The following is a 20155-nucleotide window of genomic DNA, read 5'->3' on the forward strand; positions in this document are numbered from 1 at the left end:
GCAGGCAATTGAATTTATGCGTTGCTGGGCAGGGAGAGCTGCTTCATCAGCAAGGCGAGCGGGATCCCGCCCGGCAACCGGCACCGACGCGGCGGTCGGCGACGAAGCAGGAAACCTCACGGGCGACCGTGGGAATCTCGGTCCTTTAGGGCTAGGTGGATGTCAAAAGGGATGATCACCTGTCCGGTGCGGTGCACCGCCCGGTCGAAGTAGAGGCCGCGCCACGGGCGCGGGTACCAGTCCGGGCCCCCGGTGCCCGGATAGAGCGAGGAGCCCAACTCCGCGCCCTGCACATCGAGCGCCACCCACGCGCCGATCTGGTCGGTGCGCGCTGCCGGCCCGCCCAGGTCGGCCCGCATCCGGGCCACCCCGCGCCACCAGGCCAGCACGTGGGTACGCCGTTCCGGCCCGTCGTGCAGGATGCGCCGCAGCTGCTCCAGGCCGGTCCGCCCGCCGGCCTTCCCGGCGAGCTGACCGGCGGCCGCGTCGACCGCGTACAGCAGCAGGTAGTGCGGGTTGTTCCGGGTGCCCGGGGCGCCCAGCGAGTCGCCCACCTCGGCCATCAGCTCGGGCATGGTCTCCTCGTCGTACCAGGCGGCGTCGTCGGCCAGGTCCTCGTAGAGGGCGCGCGCGGCCGGATCGGCGTCCGGGTCGAGGCAGGCGATGGAGAACCGGGCGGTGCCGGGGCGGTGCTGCCGGGCGAGCGAGCGGGCGGCGGCGTCCAGCACCGCGCACGCCTCGTCGACCCGGGTGCCGAGCACGGCCAGGTTGCGGCCGGGGGCCCGGGGCAGCCGCAGCGCCGCCGAGCGGGCCTGCACGTCGATGATCTCCCCGAGCAGCGCCACCGGGCTGCGCGGTACCCCCTGCTCGGGGGCGGTCAACGCGCGGAAGTCCGGCGCGTCGGCCAGCTTCGGGATCGCGTCGCCGTCGAAGAGGCGAGCCGGGGCGGCGTCCTGCGGGCGCATCCGCCACAGCCGGTGCTGCAGCTCGCTCCACGCCTCCCAGTCGCTGGCGGACGGGATCCGGGCCACCTCGTTCCCCTCGACCAGCCCGGACTCCGCGTTGACCACGGCGTGGTGCCGGGGCAGCGACTGCGCCGCGTCGTTGCGTTCGGCCAGGATGCGCAGCGCCTTCGGCAGCGCGATGCGCAGGGTGAACTGGGCGACCAGGGCGGGCCGCCCCCACAGCGCCTCGATGCCGCGCACGTCCTGCGAGGCGAGCACCAGGTGGATGCCCTGCGAGCGGCCCCGCCGGGCCAGGTCCTCCAGCAGGTCGGCGGCCTCCCGGGCGACCACGTCCCGGCCGGCGAGCAGCGCCTGGAACTCGTCCACCACGGCGACGATGCGCGGCCAGTGCCCGGTCGGGTCCACCGCGCGCAGCTCGGCCAGCTTGGTGACCTCGTGCTTCTTGGCGGCCTCCGCCCGCCGCCGCAGCTCCTCGGCGAGGAAGCGCAGCAGCGCCAGTCCGAACTCCCGGTCGGTGTTGACGTTGATGCCGACCAGCCGCATGTGCGGCAGCCAGCTGGGGTCGCGCCGGCCCTGGGCGAACCGGGCGAAGGACACCCCCTCCTTGAAGTCCAGCAGGTAGAACTCCAGCTCGGCGGGGGAGTAGCGGGAGGCGAGCGCGCCGATCCACGCGAAGATCAGGTTCGTCTTGCCGGTGCCCGACGGGCCGCCGATCAGCGCGTGCGGCGGGTAGTCGCCGAGGGTGAGCAGCACCGGCCGCCCGTGTGGGCCCTCACCGACCGGGGCGGTGAGCCCGTGCGCGGAGTCCTCCCGCCAGTACTCGTCGGGCGGGGGGAGCAGGTCGGTGAAGGGCGCCGGCGGCGGGCCGGCGTTGACCCGGGACGCCGCCTCCCGACAGGTCTCGGTGACCAGCGTGGCCGGCGGCGGCGCGTCGAGGACCACCGGCAGACCGGCGATCCGGGCGTCGTCCGGCTCCACCACGATCCGGGTGACCGTCGGGTCGTCCGGCAGCTCGATGCCGCGCACCACCAGGTGCACGCCGCAGGCGGCGCCGGTGCGGACCACCCGGTCCAGCTGGCCGCGTTCGTGCCGGGACAGCTCGTCCCCGCCGAGCAGCACCGCCACCCGCCACGGCTCGGGCCGCCGTCCGGTGGCCGCGGCCAGCGCCCGCAGCGAGGCGTACTCGCCGGCCAGCACGGTCTCGTTGATCCGGCGGATCTGCTCCACCAGGTCGTCGAGCAGCCGGCCGAGCCCGCCGGGGCCGACGAAGGTGAGCAGCCCGGCGGTGCCGAGCGGCGCGAACCCGGCCAGCCCGCCGCCGAGGCGCTCCGGGTCGTACCCGAACAGCCGGACCGTGCCCGGGACGGCGCGGCCCACCGAGCGCAGCAGCAGCGCGGGCACCACCGCGGCGATGCCGTCGCGGTCGCTGCCGGCCAGGTGCACGTGGCCGGCGTCCAGCAGCGGCACCAGCGCGGGTACCGGATCGCCGCCCGGGATGCGTACCGCGCCGACCCGGACCGCGCCAGGGGCCTCGGCCCGGCCGGCGGGCGTGGGTCGCCACCGCTCCCAGCGCGCGGACGCCGCGCCCGGCGCCTCCCGCTCGGCCGCCGTGGCGGCCCGCCGGGTCAGCTCCGCGATCCGCGCGGCGTGCCGGGCGTCGATCTCGGCCAGCCGGCGATCGCGGGCGGCGCCCACCCGCTCCGGTACGACCGCCGCGGCGCGCCGGACCCGGACCAGCCGGTCCCGGCCGGCGGCCAGCTCGGCGTCCGCGCCGGCCAGCCCGTTGCGGGTCGCGCCGAGGGCCTCGGAGAGCATCCCCCGGACCCGCGACACCAGTTGGGCGCGGACGTCAGCCACGGGACGGCTCCCGCTCGTCGGTGTCCTTCGGCAGGTCGCGGCCGAGCCGATCCAGCAGCACCCCGGTGACCACCCCGGCGGTGACCGCCGGGTCGGCCGCGTGCGGCTGCTCCTCGTCGCCGGCACGGCGCGGCGGGGGCATCCGGCAGACCCGGGTCAGCAGGGCGTCCAGCACCGGCGGCGGCAGCCCGGGCAGCAGGTCCCGGACCCGCCCGTCCAGCTCCCGGCGCAGCCGGGACAGGTCGGTGGCGCGCGGCGGGTGGCCGAGCAGCTCGCCGGCCAGATCCCGCAGCAGCGGCGGGGCGATCGCGGCCAGCCCCAGCCCGACGTCGGCATGCGCGCCGCGCAGCTCGCGGTGCAGCCGGTCCCGGTCGCCGGAGCGGACCCCGGTGACCACCCGGCGCAGCAGTTCCCGGGAGTCGCCGACCCGCTCGTCCGGCTCGCCGGGCGCGCCCTCCCGGCCGCCGGTCAGCTCGGCCACCCGCACCGCCCACCAGCGCCGCATCGTCGGCTGCTCGCCCGGCTCTGCCGCGCCGCCCGGTCCCGCCGGCTGCGTCTCACCCCGGGGCGCGTCGTGCTTCGGCCGGCGCTGCTCGCCGGTCGGGGCCGGTGACCCGTCGGCGGCCAGCCCGATCGCCGCCAGGTACGCGGACAGCTGCTCCTGGGCGACCCGCAGCGCGTACCCGGCGGTCTCGGCGTGCTCGGTCGCGGCGGACAGCTCCGGCACCCCCATCGGGTTGGCCGACTCCTGGCGGACCCAACGCAGCCGCTCGGTGGCCTGGCCGAACTTCTCCAGGGCGGCGGCGAGCTGGACGAGCGGCAGTTCCTCGGCGGTGGCGCGGACCTGCGCGCCGATGTCCTCGACGATGGACACGACGGGCCCTAGAGGGTGGCGACGTAGAGCTGCGCCTGCTCGACCGCGACCAGGGTGGCGGCCAGGCATTCCTCCAGCTCCTGGCCGGCCTGGGTCAGCGACGCCTGGGCCGCCTCGACGGTCTCGTGGCCGCTGCCCTCCAACGCGCCGGCCAGGGTCTGCTGCGCCTCGGCCAGCTTCTCGCCGGCCGCCTGCACGGCTGTCTGCCCGTCACCTATCTGCTGGAGGGCGACATCTATGGCTGCCTTCAGCTCGGCGACGCTCGCCACGGGGGACCTCCTGGGGGCGGGGGAGATCTCCATTACAACGCATCGCGACGGGTGGGAGAACATCCGCCCTCGTGACGTTCCTGCCCGGCTGTCCGATTGGGCCGTTGACGTGGGCGAAGACCCTCCGGGAGGGGCCGGGCCGGTCCCGCCGGAGCACCGCCCGATCCGGTCCACGGGACGGGCTCGCGTCCCGTACCCCGGTCACCGGCCCAGCCAGCGCGGACCGTGCACCTCGGCGCCCAGCGCGCCCACCCGGGCCCGCAGCTCCCGGTCGGCGGTGACCACCACCCGGCGGCGGTCCGGCGCCGCCGCAACCAGGTCGACGACGGTGTCGTCGCCGGAGCCCGGCGCGGCCACCACGTCGACGCCCGGCACCGCCGGGACGTCCCGCGCCGCGCCCTCCACCACGAGCACCACCTCCACCGGCTGCGGCAGCTCCGGTGGTACGCCCGTCTCGGCCACCGGGACCAGCGCGTCGCGCAGCCGGGCGGCGGCCCCGGCCCGGTCCCGCCACCAGCCGTCCGGCCGCGAGCCCACCACGTTCGCGCCGTCGACGATCAGCAGCGGCCGGGGCTCCATCCCCCCAGCCTGCCACCGAGCCGGCCCGCCACCCACGCTTCACCCGCCCGTGTTTGTCGCGCCGACCGCCGGGTAGCCACCGCCGACCGTGCCGCGCCATGTCGCGCCCCGGCGGCCGTGCCGACCGACTGCGGAGGACAGAGATGATGGGACCCGGTGACTTCGGCAACGACCCGTGGGACGAGTTCCTGGCCCGGTACTTCGGCCGGGGTGAGGGGGGACGCCGGCCGGCGCACCGGGTCGACATCACCCGGTTGATGACCGCTGACGCGCGGGAGATGCTCGCCGACGCGGCCCGCCGCGCGGCCCAGAAGCACAGCAACGACCTGGACACCGACCACCTGCTCTGGGCGGCGTTGCAACGCGAGCCGCTGCGCGACCTGGTCCGCCGCGCCGGCGCCGACCCGGACGCCCTGGTCAACGCCCTCGGCGGGCGCGGTGAGGGGGCGCCGCGCGGCGAGGTGCCGCCGAACCTGTCCCTCACCCCGGCGGCCAAGCGGGCGCTGCTCGACGCGCACCAGCTGTCCCGGGCGATGGGGGCCAACTACATCGGGCCCGAGCACATCCTGATGGCCCTGCCGCTCAACCCGGAGTCGCCGGCCGGCCGGATGCTCGCCGCCGGGCGGATCCAGCCCGAGTCGTTGCAGGCCGCCAGCGCGGAGCGCGGCCCGATGGCCGGCCCCAAACCGGACCGCGGCACTCCCACCCTGGACCAGTACGGCCAGGACCTCACCGACCTGGCCCGGATGGACCAGATCGACCCGGTGATCGGCCGGGCCGACGAGATCGAGCAGGCCGTGGAGATCCTGTCCCGGCGGACCAAGAACAACCCGGTGCTGATCGGTGAGGCCGGCGTCGGCAAGACCGCCATCGTGGAGGGGCTCGCCGAGCGGATCTGCGACGGCGACGTGCCGCAGACCCTGATCGGCAAGCGGGTCATCCAGCTCGACCTGGCCGGACTGGTCGCCGGCACCCGCTATCGGGGCGACTTCGAGGAACGCTTGAAGAAGGTGATCGACGAGATCCGGTCGCACAAGGACGAGCTGATCATCTTCCTGGACGAGATCCACACCCTGGTCGGCGCGGGCGGCGCCGGCAGCGAGGGCGGCATGGACGCGTCGAACATGCTCAAACCGGCGCTGGCCCGCGGCGAGCTGCGAGTGATCGGCGCGACCACGCTGGACGAGTACCGGCGCAGCATCGAGAAGGACGCCGCGCTGGCCCGCCGATTCCAGCCGGTGCTGGTCCCCGAGCCGACCGTCGAGGACACCATCGCCATCCTGCGCGGCCTGCGCGACCGGTACGAGGCGCACCACCAGGTCCGCTTCACCGACGAGGCCCTCGTCGCCGCCGCCGAGCTCTCCGACCGGTACGTCACCGACCGGTACCTGCCGGACAAGGCGATCGACCTGATCGACCAGGCCGGCGCCCGGGTCCGATTGCGCACCCGCACCCCGGCCGCCGACGTGCGGGAGCTGGAGCAGCAGCTCGACGAGGTACGCCGGGACAAGGACCAGGCCGTCGCCGACGAGCAGTACGAGCGTGCCTCCTCGCTGCGCGACCGGGTGACCGAGCTGGAGGACCAGATCCGGCGGGCCCGGGGCGAAGGCGAGAACCCCGAGGTGCCCACGGTCGGGCCGACGGACATCGCCGAGGTGGTCTCCCGGGCCACCGGGATCCCGGTCACCCAGCTCACCGAGGAGGAACGCGACCGGCTGCTGCGCCTGGAGGGGTACCTGCACGAGAAGGTGGTCGGCCAGGACGAGGCGGTCACCGCCGTCGCCGAGGCGGTGCGCCGGTCGCGTGCCGGGCTGGCCGACCCGAACCGGCCGATGGGCAGCTTCCTCTTCCTCGGCCCCACCGGCGTCGGCAAGACCGAGCTGGCCCGGGCCCTCGCCGAGGCGCTGTTCGGCGAGGCGGACCGGATGGTCCGGGTGGACATGAGCGAGTTCCAGGAGCGGCACACGGTCAGCCGGCTGGTCGGCGCCCCGCCCGGGTACGTCGGCTACGAGGAGGCCGGCCAGCTCACCGAGGCGGTCCGCCGCCGCCCGTACGCGGTGGTGCTGCTCGACGAGATCGAGAAGGCGCACCCGGACGTGTTCAACATCCTGCTCCAGGTGCTCGACGACGGCCGGCTCACCGACAGCCAGGGGCGAACGGTGAACTTCAAGAACACCGTACTGATCATGACGAGCAACCTGGGCTCGGAGCTGATCACCGGCACCCGACGCACGGTCGGCTTCGCCGCCGCCGGCGAGCCCGGCGAGCAGGAGTCCACCGAGCTGCGGGAGCGGCTGATGCGGCGGCTCCAGGAGAACTTCCGGCCGGAGTTCCTCAACCGGATCGACGAGATCATCATCTTCCAGCGCCTGGAAGCCGAGCAGCTGCGGCAGATCACCGACCTGCTGCTGGAGGAGACTCGCCGCCGGCTGCACGCCCAGGACATCCAGGTCGACTTCACCACCGCCGGCGTGGACTGGCTCGCCGAGCACGGCTACCAGCCCGAGTTCGGCGCCCGGCCGTTGCGCAGGGTCATCCAGCGGGAGGTCGACAACCGGCTGTCCCGGATGCTGCTGGAGAACGAGATTTCGCCGGGCCAGAAGGTCATCGTCGACGCGCGGGAGGGCCAGCTCGCCTTCGACGTGACCGCCGGCGAGCGCGGCTACACGGCCGCGACGACGTCCCACCCGCGGTGAGCGGGGACGTGCCATCCCCGATGGGCAAGGGCGTCCCATCCGCGAAGGATCGGAGGGCGGACATGACTGAACCCGAGGAGACCCGGGAGGACAGCGAGCGCAGCGAACCGATCGTGGCGCCCCCGACGGCCAACCCGTCCCGGGTGAAGGTGCCGCCGGAAGGGCTGAAGCAGCAGACCGAGAAGGGCGAGGGCGACCCGACGCCGTCCGGGTCGTCGCCGGGAGAGGAGGCGTGATGGTACGCGGAGGGCGCGTGGATCCTGACGTCGACGAGATCTGGGACGACTTCCACGCCCTGGTGAACGTCCCCTCCGAGCAGCTGCGCCAGTGGCTGCTGACCCGCGGCTCGGGGGAGGGCGGGGTGTTCGGCCCCGACCCGGACATGGGCCTGCCCGAGCCGGGGCGGCACATCCTGCGGGTCCTGACCAAGCGCAAGGTGGATCTGACCGGTGAGGACATCCAGGTGATGCGGGAGGCGATCGACCGCATCGAGTCGCTCATCGACGAACGGCCGAGCCAGGGCAACGTCGACAACGAGTGGCGGCACTCCCTGCTGGACCTCGGCCACGACGTCCTCGTCGAGCGCTGACTGGACACGGCGACGGCACCCGGGTCACCGCCCGGGTGCCGTCCGCGTGCGCTACTCGGATTCCAAGCTCGGCAGCTCCAGCCCGGCGGCGTCCGCCGCGGCCTGCCGGTCGGCGCGGGTCTGCTCCTCCCGGCTGAGCAGGTTGGCGTACTCGGTGATGTCCGTCGCGTCGGGCACCTCCGGCAGCCGGCGCAGGAAGGTCTCGACGTCCTGTGCGGCGGCGGTGTGCGCGGCGGCCGCCTGGCGCAGCAGCTCCCGCTGGTCGGCGGCGGGGTACAGATCAGTCATATGGCGGTGATACCCGCGCTCAGGCGGTTCGCACCCCGCCGGCCCCCGCCGGCTGCGCGCCGAAGTCCGGGTGGCGCAGCAGCCAGGCCAGGTAGTCGGGGTGGTTCGCCAGCGCGTCGGTGTACGCGGCCACCGCCGTCTCCACCACCGTCTCGGCCACCCGGGCGGCCGGGGCGTCCGGGTGCCAGCCCAACAGCAGCCGCCAGCGCAGCGGCGCCCCGGCCAGCCGGCGGGTGACCAGGCCGGCCACCGGCCGGAACGTCGCCCGGCACAGCGCCACCGCCTCGCCGGCGTCGACCAGGTCCAGACAGCCGCGCACGTCCGCCTCGTACATCTTGCGGGGGGTGAAGCCGGCGCGGGCGCAGGCGGCGGCGAAGCAGTCGCCGAAGCAGCCGTCACCCGGCGCTGCCACCCACTGCTCGCGCCGCAGGTCCACCAGGCGGATCTCGTCCCGGTCGGCCATCGGGTGGGTCTGCTTCAGCAGCACGAAGACCGGGTCGACGGCGACCTCCCGCCAGCTCAGTCCGAACTCCGCCGACGGGGCGGCGTCCCCGCAGACCCCGGTGAGCGCGAAGTCCAGCCGGCCCCCGGCAACCAGCTGGGCCAGCTCGTCTCCCGACCAGGACGCGTACGTGCTGATCTGCACGTCGGGCCGCTCGGCGGCGAGCCGGTGCACCAGCCGGCCCAGGATCGGGCTGTTCACCCCGCCGAACCGGTAGCGGCTCAGCGGGTCACCCGCCCCGGCCAGCCGGGCCGCCTCGTCCTGCAGGCCCTTCATCGCCGGCAGCAGCACCCGGGCCCGGTCCAGCACCAGCTCGCCCAGCGCGGTGGGCCGGGCGCCGCGGCGGTCCCGCTCGAAGAGCGGACCACCGAGGGTGCGTTCGATGCGTTGGAGCTGTGCGGTCAGCGCCGGCTGGGCCAGCCCGAGCGTCGAGGCGGCCTTGGTCACGCTCCCCGTCTCGGCGATCGCGCAGACCGCCCGTAGGTGTCGCAGCTCCAGATTCATAGGGTGACGGTAGGACCACGAACGGGTATGCGGAAGGGTCGTTCCGCCATCGGCGCACGCCGATCCGCCATCGCCTCCGTCGGGAGCCCCCCGGCTCACTGCCCGCGCGGCCGCTCCAGGTCCGACAGCTGGGTACGCCGGCCGGTCACCACGTCCCGGACCTTGTCCAGCACGCCCACCACCGGCTCGACGATCTTGTTCCAGGGCGGGGTGGCCGGGGTGCCCGGGTGCGGCCGGGTCGGCGCGGCCTCCTCGGCGATCTCCCACCGGTTGCCCAGCCGGATCAGCTCGGCGTCGGTGGCCACCTCGCGCAGCGGGGCGACCAGCGCGGCGACCCGGCTCACGTGCCGGCGGACCCGCTCGTCCACCTCGGCCAGCGCCGGGTCGTCCGGCCCGGACAGTCCCTTCAGGGCGGTCAGCAGCGCCGCGTCCGCCTCGATCTCCCGGTCCACCAGCTCGGCGCTCTCCGCCACCGCGGCCCGGGCGGACGGGTAGAGGTACTGCTCCTCGGCGGAGAGGTGCCGGGACACCATGGCCGTGAGCACGTCGAGCACCTCCCGCCGCCGCTGCGCGGTCAGCTGCGCGTCGGTGACCTGCTCGGCCAGGCCGAGCAGGGCCCGGTGCTCCCGGTCCACGATGTCGGCCAGGCTCCGGCCGCCCGGCCGGTACGCGTCGTCGGCGGCGGGCGGCAGCGGCGGCAGGGGGACGGCCATGGTGCCCTCCTCGGCGGATGGCCGGCGGGGGACCGGCGGCCCGGTGGGGTGCGGGGACGCCAGCGGCGGTACCCGCACGCGCGATCCGCGAAACCGCACGCGGGCGGGGGCGCGCCGGCCGTCGGGGCCGGCTGGTATGAAGATGCGATGACGAGCGACGCCGCTTCCGCCCGACCGGACCCCACCGACGAGGTCGTGGACCTCTGCCGCGACCTGCTGCGCATCGACACCACCAACACCGGGGACAACGACACCAGCGTCGGGGAACGCCGCGCGGCGGAGTACGTCGCGGAGAAGCTCGCCGAGGTCGGCATCGACGCGCAGATCCACGAGTCCGCGCCCGGGCGGGCCAACCTGGTCGCCCGGATCCCGGGCACCGATCCGGGGCGGGACGCCCTGTTGGTCCACGGCCACCTCGACGTGGTCCCCGCCGATCCCGACGAGTGGTCGGTGCACCCGTTCTCCGGCGAGATCCGCGACGGCTACCTGTGGGGCCGCGGCGCGATCGACATGAAGGACTTCGACGCCATGGTGCTCGCGGTGGTCCGCGGCTGGCAGCGGTCCGGGGTGCGACCGAAGCGGGACGTGGTGCTCGCCTTCACCGCCGACGAGGAGGCCGGCAGCGACTACGGCGCGCACTTCCTCGCCCGGCGGCACCGCGACCTCTTCGACGGCTGCACCGAGGCGATCGGCGAGGTCGGCGGCTTCTCCTACTCCATCGACGCGCAGCGGCGGCTCTACCTCATCGAGACCGCCGAGAAGGGCATCGACTGGCTGCGCCTGCACGCGAAGGGTCGCCCGGGGCACGGGTCGTTCATCCACGACGACAACGCCGTCACCGCCCTCGCCGAGGCGGTCGCCCGGATCGGCCGGCACCGCTTCCCGATCACCGTCACCGACACCGTGCGGGCCTTCCTCAAGGAGGTCTCCGACGTCCTCGGCATCGAGATCGACCCGGAGGACCCGGAGACCGCGATCGCCAAGCTCGGCCCGATCGCCAACATCGTCGGGGCGACGATCCGCAGCACCGCCAACCCGACCCGGCTCGCCGCCGGCTACAAGGACAACGTCATCCCGGGGCGGGCCACCGCCACCATCGACTGCCGCAGCCTGCCCGGCCAGTCCGAGCTGCTGGAGGAGCAGCTGCGCGAGCTGGTCGGCCCGGACATCGCCATCGAGTACATCCAGCGCCAGCCAGCCCTGGAGACCACCTTCGACGGTGACCTGGTCGACGCGATGTCCGCCGCACTGCGCGCCGAGGACCCGGGTGCCCGCCCGGTGCCGTACATGCTCTCCGGCGGCACCGATGCCAAGGCGTTCTCGCTGCTCGGCATCCGCTGCTTCGGCTTCGCCCCGCTGCGGTTGCCCGCCGACCTCAATTTCTCCGGCCTGTTCCATGGCATCGACGAGCGCGTGCCGGTGGACGGACTACAGTTCGGCGTGCGGGTTCTCGACCGGTTTCTCCGCAACTGCTAACCGTGCCCGTCGCGTCACCGTCGGCGCGGAACCTCCCCCATCTGCGAAGGGACTGCCACACATGACCGACCAGCACGGTGAGCTGGATGCCGCCCTGGAGCGGGTGATCGACGCGGCCCGGGCCCACCTGGCCGCCGTCCGCGCCGCCCAGGGCCGGATCGACGACGACAACGTCTGGCAGGCGTACGTCGCGTTGAACAACGCCTCCTTCGCGTACGACGAGCAGCTGCTCGACGCGTACGGCGAGGTGACCCCGTGGGACGTGGAGTCGATCGACCCGGACGAGGCCGACGAGCGCTTCGGCGCCGTGGAGGGCGTGGAGGCCACCGACCCGCACCCGCGGGTCATCTCGGTGCGGCAGCGCCGGGACTACCGGGTGCCGAGCGTGTCCGCCCTGATCCGGGCGGCCGAGGCGGCCCGCCGCGAGGGCACCCCGGAGGAGGACGAACCGGCCCCGGTCGAGGGGGTCGGCGAGGCGGTGCTGGAGCTGCTGCAGAGTGGCGACGGCTCGCTCAGCGCGCTGGACGTGCCCGAGCTGGAGCCGCTCGACGGGGTGGTCATGGTCAGCGAGGTCGGCACCCCGGTCGACCTGGAGTCGTTCGACGACGACGACCCGGTCGGCCCGTTCCAGCCGGCCGCCGACGACCGGCTGGTGGGCCGGCTCGACGAGCACCCGTTCCTCGAGCTCGACGAGGAGCACGACCACGACCACGCCCACTAGGCCGTGACGACCCCGGGGCCTGACCGTGCGGTGCGGGCCCCGGGCACCCGGCGCGTCCCGGGTACGGCTCGCGCCGCCCTCAGTACGACAGGCCCGGCTGCGGCTGGTTGACCCGGCGACGGCGCAGCATCACCTGCCGCGTCCCGTCCCGGTACAGCCGCACCCGGGCCAATTCCCATCCGGAGAACTCCGCCTGGATGGCCAGCTGCGCCGCGGCGGTCAACCGATCGACATTCGCGGGCAACCGCAGCGGCGCGTATTCGTAGTCCATGACCCCTATGCTGCCCAGCCCGGTGGCCCAATGCCAGCCCCTGGCGGTGACCCACGTCGCGCGTCGCGCCGGCGGCGGTCTCAGCCGTCCCGTTCCGGGTAGCCGACCGGCACCGCCGAGACGTCGTCCAGCGCCGTGACGATCTCCTCCGGCAGGGTCATCCGCTCCACCTGCAGCGCGCCGAGGAGCTGCCCGACGGTCCGGGCGCCAAGGATGGGGGCGGTCACCCCGGGCCGGTCCCGGATCCACGCCAGCGCCACCTCCAGCGGTGACACGCCCAGGCCGCCGGCGGCGGTGGCGACCGCCTCGACGATGCTGGAGCAGCGCGGCTCCAGGTAGGTGGCGACGAAGCGCTCGAAGTGCGGCGACGCGGCCCGGGAGTCGGCCGGCCGGCCGTGCCGGTACTTGCCGGTGAGCACCCCGCGGCCCAGCGGCGACCAGGGCAGCACCCCCAGCCCCATCGCCTCGCAGGCGGGCAGCACCTCGCGCTCCACGCCCCGCTCCAGCAGCGAGTACTCCACCTGGGCGGCGACCACCGGGGCGCGCCCGGGCCAGGCGGCCTGCCAGGCGGCGGCCCGGGCGGTCTGCCAGCCGGAGAAGTTCGACACCCCCACGTACCGGGCCTTCCCGCTGGACACCGCGTGGTCCAGGGCGGCGAGGGTCTCCTCGAGCGGGGTGTCCGGGTCGTACCCGTGCACCTGCCAGAGGTCGACGTGGTCGGTGCCGAGCCGGCGCAGCGTCGCCTCCAGGGTGCGCAGCAGGTGCCCGCGAGAGCCGTCCCGGCGGCGGCCGCTGCCCGGCCGCAGCCCCGCCTTGGTGGCGATGAGCAGGTCGTCCCGGGAGACCAGGCTGCCCAGCAGCGAGCCGATCACCGACTCTGCGTCGCCGTCGGCGTACACGTCGGCGGTGTCGATGAGGTTGCCACCCGCGTCGAGGTAGCTCTTCAGTTGGGCGGCCGCGTCGTCGGCATCGGTGTCCCGTCCCCAGGTCATGGTGCCGAGCGCGAGCCGCGAAACCGCCAGCCCGCTTCGGCCGAGCGGTCGCTGTTGCATGGGTGAACCTTATTTCGAACCCGGCGTCACGGATATCCTCGCCCGGAGTCAAGTTCCTGCTCGACCTTCCGGCCCGGTTTGACGTGTTCGGGGGGTGAGCCGGTGATCGGTTGCTCCACCCGCATTGCGTAACCTGATTCGACCTGTGGTGCGGATGGTGGGAGGACCAGTGCGACTCGGGCTCAGCCTCGGATACCAGACGGCGTGGAGCACGCCCGCCGATCACCTGGCACTGGCCCAGGAGGCGGACCGGCTCGGCTACTCGGTGGTGTGGGCGGCGGAGGCCTACGGCTCCGACTCGCCGAGCATGCTGGCCTGGATGGCCGGCCAGACCGAGCGGATCGACGTGGGCGCCGCGGTGATGCAGATCCCCGCCCGGACCCCGGCGATGACCGCGATGACGGCGGCAACCATCGACGCGCTGTCCGGCGGCCGGTTCCGGCTCGGCCTGGGGGTCTCCGGCCCGCAGGTCTCCGAGGGCTGGCACGGCGTCCGCTTCGCCAAGCCCCTGGCCCGGACCCGGGAGTACGTCGACATCGTGAAGCTCGCGGTCGCCCGCAAGGAGGTCGCGTACGACGGCGAGCACTACACGCTGCCGCTGCCGGACGGCCCGGGCAAGGCGCTCCGGCTGGGCTTCCACCCACCGCGCGACCACATCCCGATCTACCTGGCCGCCGTCGGCCCGAAGAACCTCGAACTGGCCGGGGAGATCGCCGACGGCTGGCTCGCCGTCTTCTACGCCCCCGAGTTCGCCGAGGAGCAGCTCGCCTCCGTCCGGGCCGGGCGGGCCAAGGCCGGCAAGGAGCTGGCCGGCTTCGACGTCGTCCCGTCCGTGCCGGTGGTGGTCGGCGACGACATCGCCACCTGCGCCGAGCTGGTCCGCTGGTACGCCGCCCTCTACGTCGGCGGGATGGGCAGCCGGCAGCAGAACTTCTACAACCAGCTCGCCACCCGGATGGGCTACGGCGACGCCGCCCGCGAGGTGCAGGACCTCTATCTCGCCAAGCGGCAGCGGGACGCCGCCGCGGCGGTGCCGATGGAGTTCATCGACCGCACCTCGCTGCTCGGCCCGAAGGAGCGCATCGCCGACCGGATGCGGGACTACGCCGCCGCCGGCGTGACCACCCTCTCGGTGACCCTGTTCGCGGCCGACCGGGAGAGCGGCGTGCAGACGCTGCGTACCGTCGCCGAGGCCCTCGAACTGTCCGGAGTTGGCGAGTGACCTGGGTCGAAGCCATCGTCCTGGGCATCGTCCAGGGGCTCACGGAATTCCTGCCGATCTCCTCCTCCGGCCACCTGCGGATCACCTCGGCGATCTTCTTCGGCCGCGACGCGGGCGCCTCGTTCACCGCGGTGACCCAGCTGGGCACCGAGGCGGCGGTGCTGATCTACTTCTTCAAGGACATCTGGCGGATCATCCGCACCTGGTTCCTCGGCCTGGTGGACCGCTCGGTCCGGTCCAGCCTCGACTACCGGATGGGCTGGTACGTCATCGTCGGCACCATCCCGATCGGCGTCTTCGGGCTGCTGTTCAAGGACCAGATCCAGACGGTGGCCCGGAACCTCTACCTGATCTCCTTCACGTTGATCTTCTTCGCCTTCGTGCTGGCCTTCGCCGAGTACTGGGGCCGGCAGACCCGCACGCTGGAGAACTTCCGGATGCGCGATGGTGTCGTCATGGGCTTCGCCCAGGCCATGGCGCTGATCCCCGGCGTGTCCCGGTCCGGCGGCACGCTCACCTTCGGCCTGCTGCTGAACCTGACCCGCGAGACGGCGGCGCGGTACTCGTTCCTGCTGGCCATCCCGGCGGTGGTGCTCTCCGGCGTGTTCAGCCTCGGCGACGTCTTCGAGCCGGCCGCGCCGGGCACCGCCGCACCCAGCGTGGCCCAGATGATCGTCGCGACGCTGATCGCCTTCGTCATCGGCTACGCGGCCATCGCCTGGCTGCTGCGCTACGTCGCCCACCACACGCTGTACGTCTTCGTGCTGTACCGGGTGGCGCTCGGGTCCCTGGTCCTGTGCCTGCTCCTCACCGGGACGATCAGCGCTACCTGATTCTCGTGGTTGTTTTTGGTCCGCAAAAGGCCGCTGGCCGGCACCCCTGTCTCGGGGTGCCGGCCAGCGGCTTGTGTCCTTGTGTGTGGGTCAGTTGTTCCAGTGTTGGGCGACGAGGTCGGCGGCCTGCTGTTCCCACTGGGCGTAGGCGTCCGGGTAGGCCGACACCTGCACGGTCTGGGCGGCCTGGGTCAGCGGCATGTCCTGCCAGCCGTCGACCTGCTTCAACCCCTTCTCGAAGGCGAGGGTCGAGTACTCGGGGTTGGTGATCTGCTCCGGAGTACCCCAACCACTGGAGGGGCGCTGCTGGAACAGGCCCAGCGAGTCGTGGTCGTTGGCGTCGCCGAGGTGGCCCAGGTTCTCCAGCTTCGACTCCTGCAGGCTGGTGGCGATCGAGATGACCGCGGCCCGCTCCGGCAGACCGGCCTTCTTCGTGGCGGCGATGATCGCCTTCGCGTTGGCGACCTGCTCGTCGTTCAGAGCGATGTTCGACTGGGTGCCCTGCACACCGTGCGGGATCAGCTTGGCCTTGTCCACGCCCGGCTTGTCGGCCTGCACCGCCACCGTGGCCGGCTTGCCCTCGACAGGACGGGTGTCGGCGTGAGCGGCGATCGGACCGGCGAACACACCACCGGCAAACGCCAGACCAGCAACACCAAGCACGCTCTTACGCAGCATCGAGTTCACGGGAAGCTCCATTCGGGGGTCGGCGTCCACACCGATAGGGGGTCGGCAACAGACGCAAGCACCACGTCAGGCGCTCAAAGGGGGGAAGTCTGGGGGGTCCGGCGTGCGGGGCGGGGGCCTCTTCGCGGCGCCGGGACCATGTGTAACGACCGGCGACCCACCATCATTCCGGGGCCTGCGCACCCCGCCAGGCGGGGTGCTCTTCCTCGGCCGTACACCGGGATTCAACGACCCCCACCCGCCCGCCATTCCGGCCCGGCGATGCCGCCGGTCACACTCCGAAACCGGACAACCGACCACACACGGCACCGGCCGCGACGGACGTGCCGGCCCAAGATTCCGACAACTTCCCCGAAACTGTCGCCTCCGCGCCCGGAGGCAGCAGTTTCCCTGACGTTGTGCAGGCATCGAACCGGACAGTCGCGCGTACACCGGATGCGGACGACGCAGGCCGCACGGCCCGGGCAGCGCGCACGACGCGGTGTGGCCCGCCCAACCGCAACCATCGAACCCGCAACCCAGAACGAGAGCGCGACTAACCCAACCGGGACTGCACCTTGTCAGCACAAGCCGAAAGCGCCGACCGCGCGTCCATGCCCAGGCTCTCGATCGCCACGAGCGCCGTGAACACCACGTCCGCCAGCTCTGCCGCGACGTCCTCGCGGGTGTGCGTCACCCCTTTGCGCGGGTTCTGTCCGAGCACCCCGATCCAGGCGGCGGCCGCCTCCCCCGCCTCCTCGGTGAGTTTGAGGATGCGGCACGTCAGCTCGGTGTCCCCGGTGCCGTTGGCGGCGTCCAGCCAGCGCCGGGAGGCCCGGGCCGCGTCCCAGATCAACTCGTCCATCTGACCAGTGAACCGGACCACGGTGACGATCCGTACGCGGGGGCGGTCGGCGGGATGCCGACCCGGTGGGCCGACAGGACCGCCGCCGGGACCGGGAGGGGGCGTGCGGTGATGCCGGAGACCGTCGGGCCAACAGTTGGCCTGGCAGCGGGAGACGATGCGGGACATCCACGCCCGCTGCTGGGCTACCGCCGAGGAGTACGGCCTGCCGGGCGACTACGTGGCCGGGGCGAGCATCAACGGCTTTCGCCGGGTGGCGGAGGCGATGCTCGCGCACGGTCTGGTCTGAGCGGCCACAGTGGGCGGACCGGGTGCGGCTGACTGACCATTCGGTCAGGGGTGATTGACAGCGGTCGAGGCCAGGCCTAGTTTCGGTGCGCTACCGGCCGGTAGGCATCCGTCCCACCTGGTCGCCCCTGCCGGGGCGGCACCCGTCCCCGCGGGAGCAACGATGCTGACCTCACCCACCCGCCTGGCCCGCCGGCTGCTCGCCGCCGGTGCCGCCCTCACCCTCACGGTTGGTCTCGCCGGCGCCGCACCGGCCGTCGCCGCCGACCGCGACGACGACGGCAGCCAGCCACTGCCCGGCTACACCATCAGCAACCCGCCGCTCGCACCCCTGGTCGTCGACGGCGCCGCCACCACCGTCCGCCAGGGCGTGCACGAGCACGCCGGCTTCATCATCGAGACCCCCGCCCGGTGGAACGGCGAACTCGTCATGTGGGCGCACGGTTACCGCGGCCAGGGCGGCGTGCTCTCCCCCGAGCCGCCCGGGTACGACCTGCGCCAGCGGATGCTCGCGCAGGGGTACGCCTGGGCGTCGTCCTCGTACGACCGCAACGGCTACGACATCCGCTCCGGGGTGCTGGGCACCCGTGAGCTGGCCGACTTCTTCGCCGACACGGTGCAGCGGCCGAAGCGGGTGTACCTCGCCGGGGTGTCGATGGGCGGGCACATCATCGGCCGCTCGCTGGAGCAGTACCCGAGCTACTACGACGGGGCGCTGCCCCTGTGCGGGGCGCTCGGCGACGACGCGCTGTTCGACTTCTTCCTCGACTACAACCTGGTCGCGCAGTCCCTCGCGGAGGTGCGCGCCTACCCGACGCCGGCCGACTACCTCACCAACGCGGTGCCCCGGATCCAGGTCGCGCTCGGGCTCGCCGGGCTGAAACCGGGCGGCCCGGACACCACCAACGACCTGGGCAAGCAACTGCGGGCCATCACCGTCAACCGCTCCGGCGGGGAACGCCCGGGCGCGGACGCCGCCTTCGCGGTCTGGAAGGACTTCCTCTTCGGCATCGCCACCACCAACGGCGGCGACTCCCCCGCCCGGCGACCCGGCCAACTCGCCACCAACCTGCTAACCCGGTACTCGCCGGACAGCCCGGTGGACGTCAACGCCACGGTGCAGCGGGTCGCCCCGGAGAACCCGTGGCAGCGGATGTCGCCGACGCTGACCGAGGTGCCGCGGATCAGCGGCCGCCCCACCGCGCCGGTGCTCAGCCTGCACGACCTCGGTGACCTGTTCGTGCCGTTCAGCATGGAGCAGGCGTACGCCCGGGACGCGGCCTCGCACGGCCGCAGCCGCCTCGTGGTCCAGCGGGCCGTCCGGGCCGCGCAGCACTGCGAGTTCAGCCCGGCCGAGGCCGGCGCCGCCTGGGACGACCTGGTCTCCTGGGTACGCACGGGACAGCGGCCGGTGGGCGACGCGGTCACCGATCCGGAGGCGGTGGCGGCGCCGGACTTCGGCTGCCGGTTCAGCGATCGAGCGGCTTGGGCTGCGGGTTCCGGGACCCGGCGGTTGTACGCGCTCTGCCCCTGACGGACGGGTCGGGACCGTGCCTCCGTCATGGTCCCGACCGCGGCCCAGCGGCGGGCCATCAGGACAGGGCGTGCAGCCCCGCCTCGAAGGCGCCGCGCATGCCGACGTACCCGTTGATCCGCCTTTCGATCTCGGCGTAGTGCGTCCGCCGCGCGGCCGGCACCGCCGGATCCTTGGCTGCGCTGACCAGGTCGACCACTCGAGCCGCCGGCTGGTACTCCATCCAGGTCGGCAGTACGGTCACGTCGGTGACCTCCCAGCGTCCTGAAGCGGCACGGGTGAAGGTGAACTCGGGCACCACGGCGTCCTGCGTGTTCTCCGGGGCGCCGTCGTCGAACCGGGTGGTCAGGTTGCCCATCCCGTAGGCGACCCACTTCCTGCCGATCTTCTCGAACGGCTGTACCACATGGACGTGGTGGCCGATGATCAGGTCGATGTCGGGCGACGCGAGCAGCTCCCGGGCCACGTCCAGCTGGTCGTCGTTCGGCGCGTTCTGGTATTCGGTCCCCCAGTGCATGGAAAGGATGACGATCTCCGCGCCCGCTGCTCGCGCCCGGTGCGCCGCCGCCAGGATGGCGTCCCGGTCAATGAGGTTCGCCGCCCACGGCCGCCCGGGAGGAAGCGGGATGGTGTTGAAGCTCAGCGCGTACGACAGCTGCGCGACCTTTACGCCTGCCACGTCGATGATGGTCGGGCGGGCCGCCTCCGCCGCGCTGCGGGCCGTGCCGGCGTGACGCAGCCCGACCCGGTCGAGGTTGTCAAGCGTCCGGGTGACGCCCTCCATGCCCGTGTCCAGCGAGTGGTTGGATGCCGTGGAGCAGGTGTCGAATCCGGCCCAGGCAGCGGCGTCGGCCAACTCCGGGGGCACGCTGAAGGTGGGCCATCCGGTGAACGGACCGCGCGGGTCCGCAAGGGGTGTCTCCATGTGGCAGATGGCGAGGTCCGCGGCGCTCACCCGGGGACGGATCGCGGCGAGCACCTGGGTGAAGTCGTGGCCGCTGCGGCCCGCCGCCTGCGCGTCGGCGGCGGCCTGCTCGGTGAGCGGCGGATGCACCAGCAGATCCCCGGCGGCCACGACGGTGAGCTGGTGCTTCGGACCGGAAGCCGGGGGCGTGACGCGCGGAGCGGTGGAGGGAACGGGGGCTAGCCGTACGGGTTCGGTACAGGCCCCCGTCAGCAGTACCAGGATCACCGCGATGCCGAGCTTCACCCTCATCTCAGGAATCCTTATCAGCGGCCGAGCCACCGGAGGGGCAAATACAAAAGGACCCCTCCCACGGGGGAGGGGTCCTTTCGGTGGGTCAGTTGTTCCAGTGCTGGGCGACGAGGTCGGCGGCCTGCTGTTCCCACTGGGCGTAGGCGTCCGGGTAGGCCGACACCTGCACGGTCTG

Annotated in this window: 21 protein-coding genes; 9 read left to right on the forward strand and 12 right to left on the reverse strand. The window is 73.3% G+C overall.

The window, feature by feature from the left end; translation table 11 throughout:
• Positions 1 to 116: 116 nt before the first annotated feature.
• From ACFYOS_RS06225 to ACFYOS_RS06240, 4 genes are all read right to left on the reverse strand, one after another.
• Positions 117 to 2822, reverse strand: coding sequence for an FtsK/SpoIIIE domain-containing protein (locus ACFYOS_RS06225; RefSeq protein ID WP_387136328.1), 2706 nt, complete (start codon positions 2820 to 2822; stop codon positions 117 to 119).
• A complete protein-coding gene (locus tag ACFYOS_RS06230; protein WP_387136329.1) occupies positions 2815 to 3696 on the reverse strand; it encodes a hypothetical protein in 882 nt (293 codons plus the stop codon). The genes ACFYOS_RS06225 and ACFYOS_RS06230 overlap by 8 nt, the downstream gene beginning before the upstream one ends.
• A gap of 8 nt (positions 3697 to 3704) precedes the next feature.
• Complete coding sequence (locus tag ACFYOS_RS06235; RefSeq protein ID WP_013286060.1) at positions 3705 to 3965, reverse strand: hypothetical protein; 261 nt, start codon at positions 3963 to 3965, stop codon at positions 3705 to 3707.
• Between the two features lie 201 nt (positions 3966 to 4166).
• On the reverse strand, positions 4167 to 4544 hold the full coding sequence (locus tag ACFYOS_RS06240) for a hypothetical protein (RefSeq protein WP_387136330.1): 378 nt from the start codon (positions 4542 to 4544) through the stop codon (positions 4167 to 4169).
• A 143-nt stretch (positions 4545 to 4687) separates the two neighbouring features.
• Here ACFYOS_RS06240 and ACFYOS_RS06245 point away from each other — a divergent pair, with 143 nt between their 5' ends.
• The 3 genes from ACFYOS_RS06245 (at position 4688) to ACFYOS_RS06255 (ending at position 7829) form a co-directional block, all read left to right on the forward strand.
• On the forward strand, positions 4688 to 7240 hold the full coding sequence (locus ACFYOS_RS06245) for an ATP-dependent Clp protease ATP-binding subunit (protein WP_387136331.1): 2553 nt from the start codon (positions 4688 to 4690) through the stop codon (positions 7238 to 7240).
• Between the two features lie 62 nt (positions 7241 to 7302).
• Positions 7303 to 7476 (forward strand): hypothetical protein, encoded by a 174-nt coding sequence (locus ACFYOS_RS06250; RefSeq protein ID WP_387136332.1) that lies wholly within the window; start codon positions 7303 to 7305, stop codon positions 7474 to 7476.
• The gene (locus tag ACFYOS_RS06255; protein WP_387136333.1) at positions 7476 to 7829 is read left to right on the forward strand and encodes a DUF3140 domain-containing protein; all 354 of its coding nucleotides are present in this window, start codon (positions 7476 to 7478) and stop codon (positions 7827 to 7829) included. Before ACFYOS_RS06250 ends, ACFYOS_RS06255 begins: the two co-directional genes overlap by 1 nt.
• Positions 7830 to 7880: 51 nt before the next feature.
• Here the strand turns inward: ACFYOS_RS06255 and ACFYOS_RS06260 are convergent, their stop codons facing one another.
• The 3 genes from ACFYOS_RS06260 to ACFYOS_RS06270 all read right to left on the reverse strand — a co-directional run bounded on the left by ACFYOS_RS06260 (position 7881) and on the right by ACFYOS_RS06270 (position 9836).
• Entirely contained in the window at positions 7881 to 8117 is a 237-nt protein-coding gene (locus ACFYOS_RS06260) for a hypothetical protein (RefSeq protein ID WP_387136334.1), read from the reverse strand.
• Positions 8118 to 8136: 19 nt separating this feature from the next.
• Complete coding sequence (locus ACFYOS_RS06265) at positions 8137 to 9123, reverse strand: LysR family transcriptional regulator (protein WP_387136335.1); 987 nt, start codon at positions 9121 to 9123, stop codon at positions 8137 to 8139.
• Between the two features lie 95 nt (positions 9124 to 9218).
• Positions 9219 to 9836, reverse strand: a complete 618-nt coding sequence (locus ACFYOS_RS06270; protein ID WP_387136336.1) for a hemerythrin domain-containing protein — start codon at positions 9834 to 9836, stop codon at positions 9219 to 9221.
• A 147-nt stretch (positions 9837 to 9983) separates the two neighbouring features.
• Between ACFYOS_RS06270 and ACFYOS_RS06275 the strand changes: the two genes are divergently transcribed.
• Together ACFYOS_RS06275 and ACFYOS_RS06280 are read left to right on the forward strand one after the other, a co-directional pair.
• Entirely contained in the window at positions 9984 to 11312 is a 1329-nt protein-coding gene (locus ACFYOS_RS06275; RefSeq protein WP_387136337.1) for a M20/M25/M40 family metallo-hydrolase, read from the forward strand.
• Positions 11313 to 11373: 61 nt separating this feature from the next.
• Entirely contained in the window at positions 11374 to 12033 is a 660-nt protein-coding gene (locus ACFYOS_RS06280; protein ID WP_387136338.1) for a hypothetical protein, read from the forward strand.
• Between the two features lie 79 nt (positions 12034 to 12112).
• Here the strand turns inward: ACFYOS_RS06280 and ACFYOS_RS06285 are convergent, their stop codons facing one another.
• Together ACFYOS_RS06285 and ACFYOS_RS06290 are read right to left on the reverse strand one after the other, a co-directional pair.
• Positions 12113 to 12304 carry a DUF5703 family protein gene (locus tag ACFYOS_RS06285; protein WP_073838148.1) on the reverse strand — a complete coding sequence of 64 codons (192 nt, stop codon included), beginning with the start codon at positions 12302 to 12304 and terminating at the stop codon, positions 12113 to 12115.
• Between the two features lie 80 nt (positions 12305 to 12384).
• A complete protein-coding gene (locus tag ACFYOS_RS06290; protein ID WP_387136339.1) occupies positions 12385 to 13356 on the reverse strand; it encodes an aldo/keto reductase in 972 nt (323 codons plus the stop codon).
• Between the two features lie 169 nt (positions 13357 to 13525).
• On the opposite strand from ACFYOS_RS06290, the gene ACFYOS_RS06295 reads away from it, so the two are divergent.
• A complete protein-coding gene (locus tag ACFYOS_RS06295; protein ID WP_387136340.1) occupies positions 13526 to 14578 on the forward strand; it encodes an LLM class F420-dependent oxidoreductase in 1053 nt (350 codons plus the stop codon).
• Entirely contained in the window at positions 14575 to 15411 is an 837-nt protein-coding gene (locus tag ACFYOS_RS06300; protein WP_387136341.1) for an undecaprenyl-diphosphate phosphatase, read from the forward strand. Before ACFYOS_RS06295 ends, ACFYOS_RS06300 begins: the two co-directional genes overlap by 4 nt.
• A gap of 90 nt (positions 15412 to 15501) precedes the next feature.
• Here ACFYOS_RS06300 and ACFYOS_RS06305 read toward each other — a convergent pair whose 3' ends face one another.
• Entirely contained in the window at positions 15502 to 16098 is a 597-nt protein-coding gene (locus ACFYOS_RS06305) for a hypothetical protein (protein ID WP_387136342.1), read from the reverse strand.
• Positions 16099 to 16633: 535 nt separating this feature from the next.
• Positions 16634 to 16942, reverse strand: coding sequence for a hypothetical protein (locus ACFYOS_RS06310; protein WP_387136343.1), 309 nt, complete (start codon positions 16940 to 16942; stop codon positions 16634 to 16636).
• A gap of 157 nt (positions 16943 to 17099) precedes the next feature.
• Between ACFYOS_RS06310 and ACFYOS_RS06315 the strand changes: the two genes are divergently transcribed.
• Together ACFYOS_RS06315 and ACFYOS_RS06320 are read left to right on the forward strand one after the other, a co-directional pair.
• Positions 17100 to 17231, forward strand: a complete 132-nt coding sequence (locus tag ACFYOS_RS06315) for a hypothetical protein (protein ID WP_387136344.1) — start codon at positions 17100 to 17102, stop codon at positions 17229 to 17231.
• Positions 17232 to 17393: 162 nt separating this feature from the next.
• On the forward strand, positions 17394 to 18764 hold the full coding sequence (locus tag ACFYOS_RS06320) for an alpha/beta hydrolase family protein (protein ID WP_387136345.1): 1371 nt from the start codon (positions 17394 to 17396) through the stop codon (positions 18762 to 18764).
• A 58-nt stretch (positions 18765 to 18822) separates the two neighbouring features.
• On the opposite strand, the gene ACFYOS_RS06325 is transcribed toward ACFYOS_RS06320, so the two are convergent.
• On the reverse strand, positions 18823 to 19980 hold the full coding sequence (locus tag ACFYOS_RS06325) for a CapA family protein (RefSeq protein ID WP_387136346.1): 1158 nt from the start codon (positions 19978 to 19980) through the stop codon (positions 18823 to 18825).
• Between the last annotated feature and the right edge of the window lie 175 nt (positions 19981 to 20155).

The organism is Micromonospora sp. NPDC005806 (assembly GCF_042871425.1).
Taxonomy (GTDB): Bacteria; Actinomycetota; Actinomycetes; order Mycobacteriales; family Micromonosporaceae; genus Micromonospora.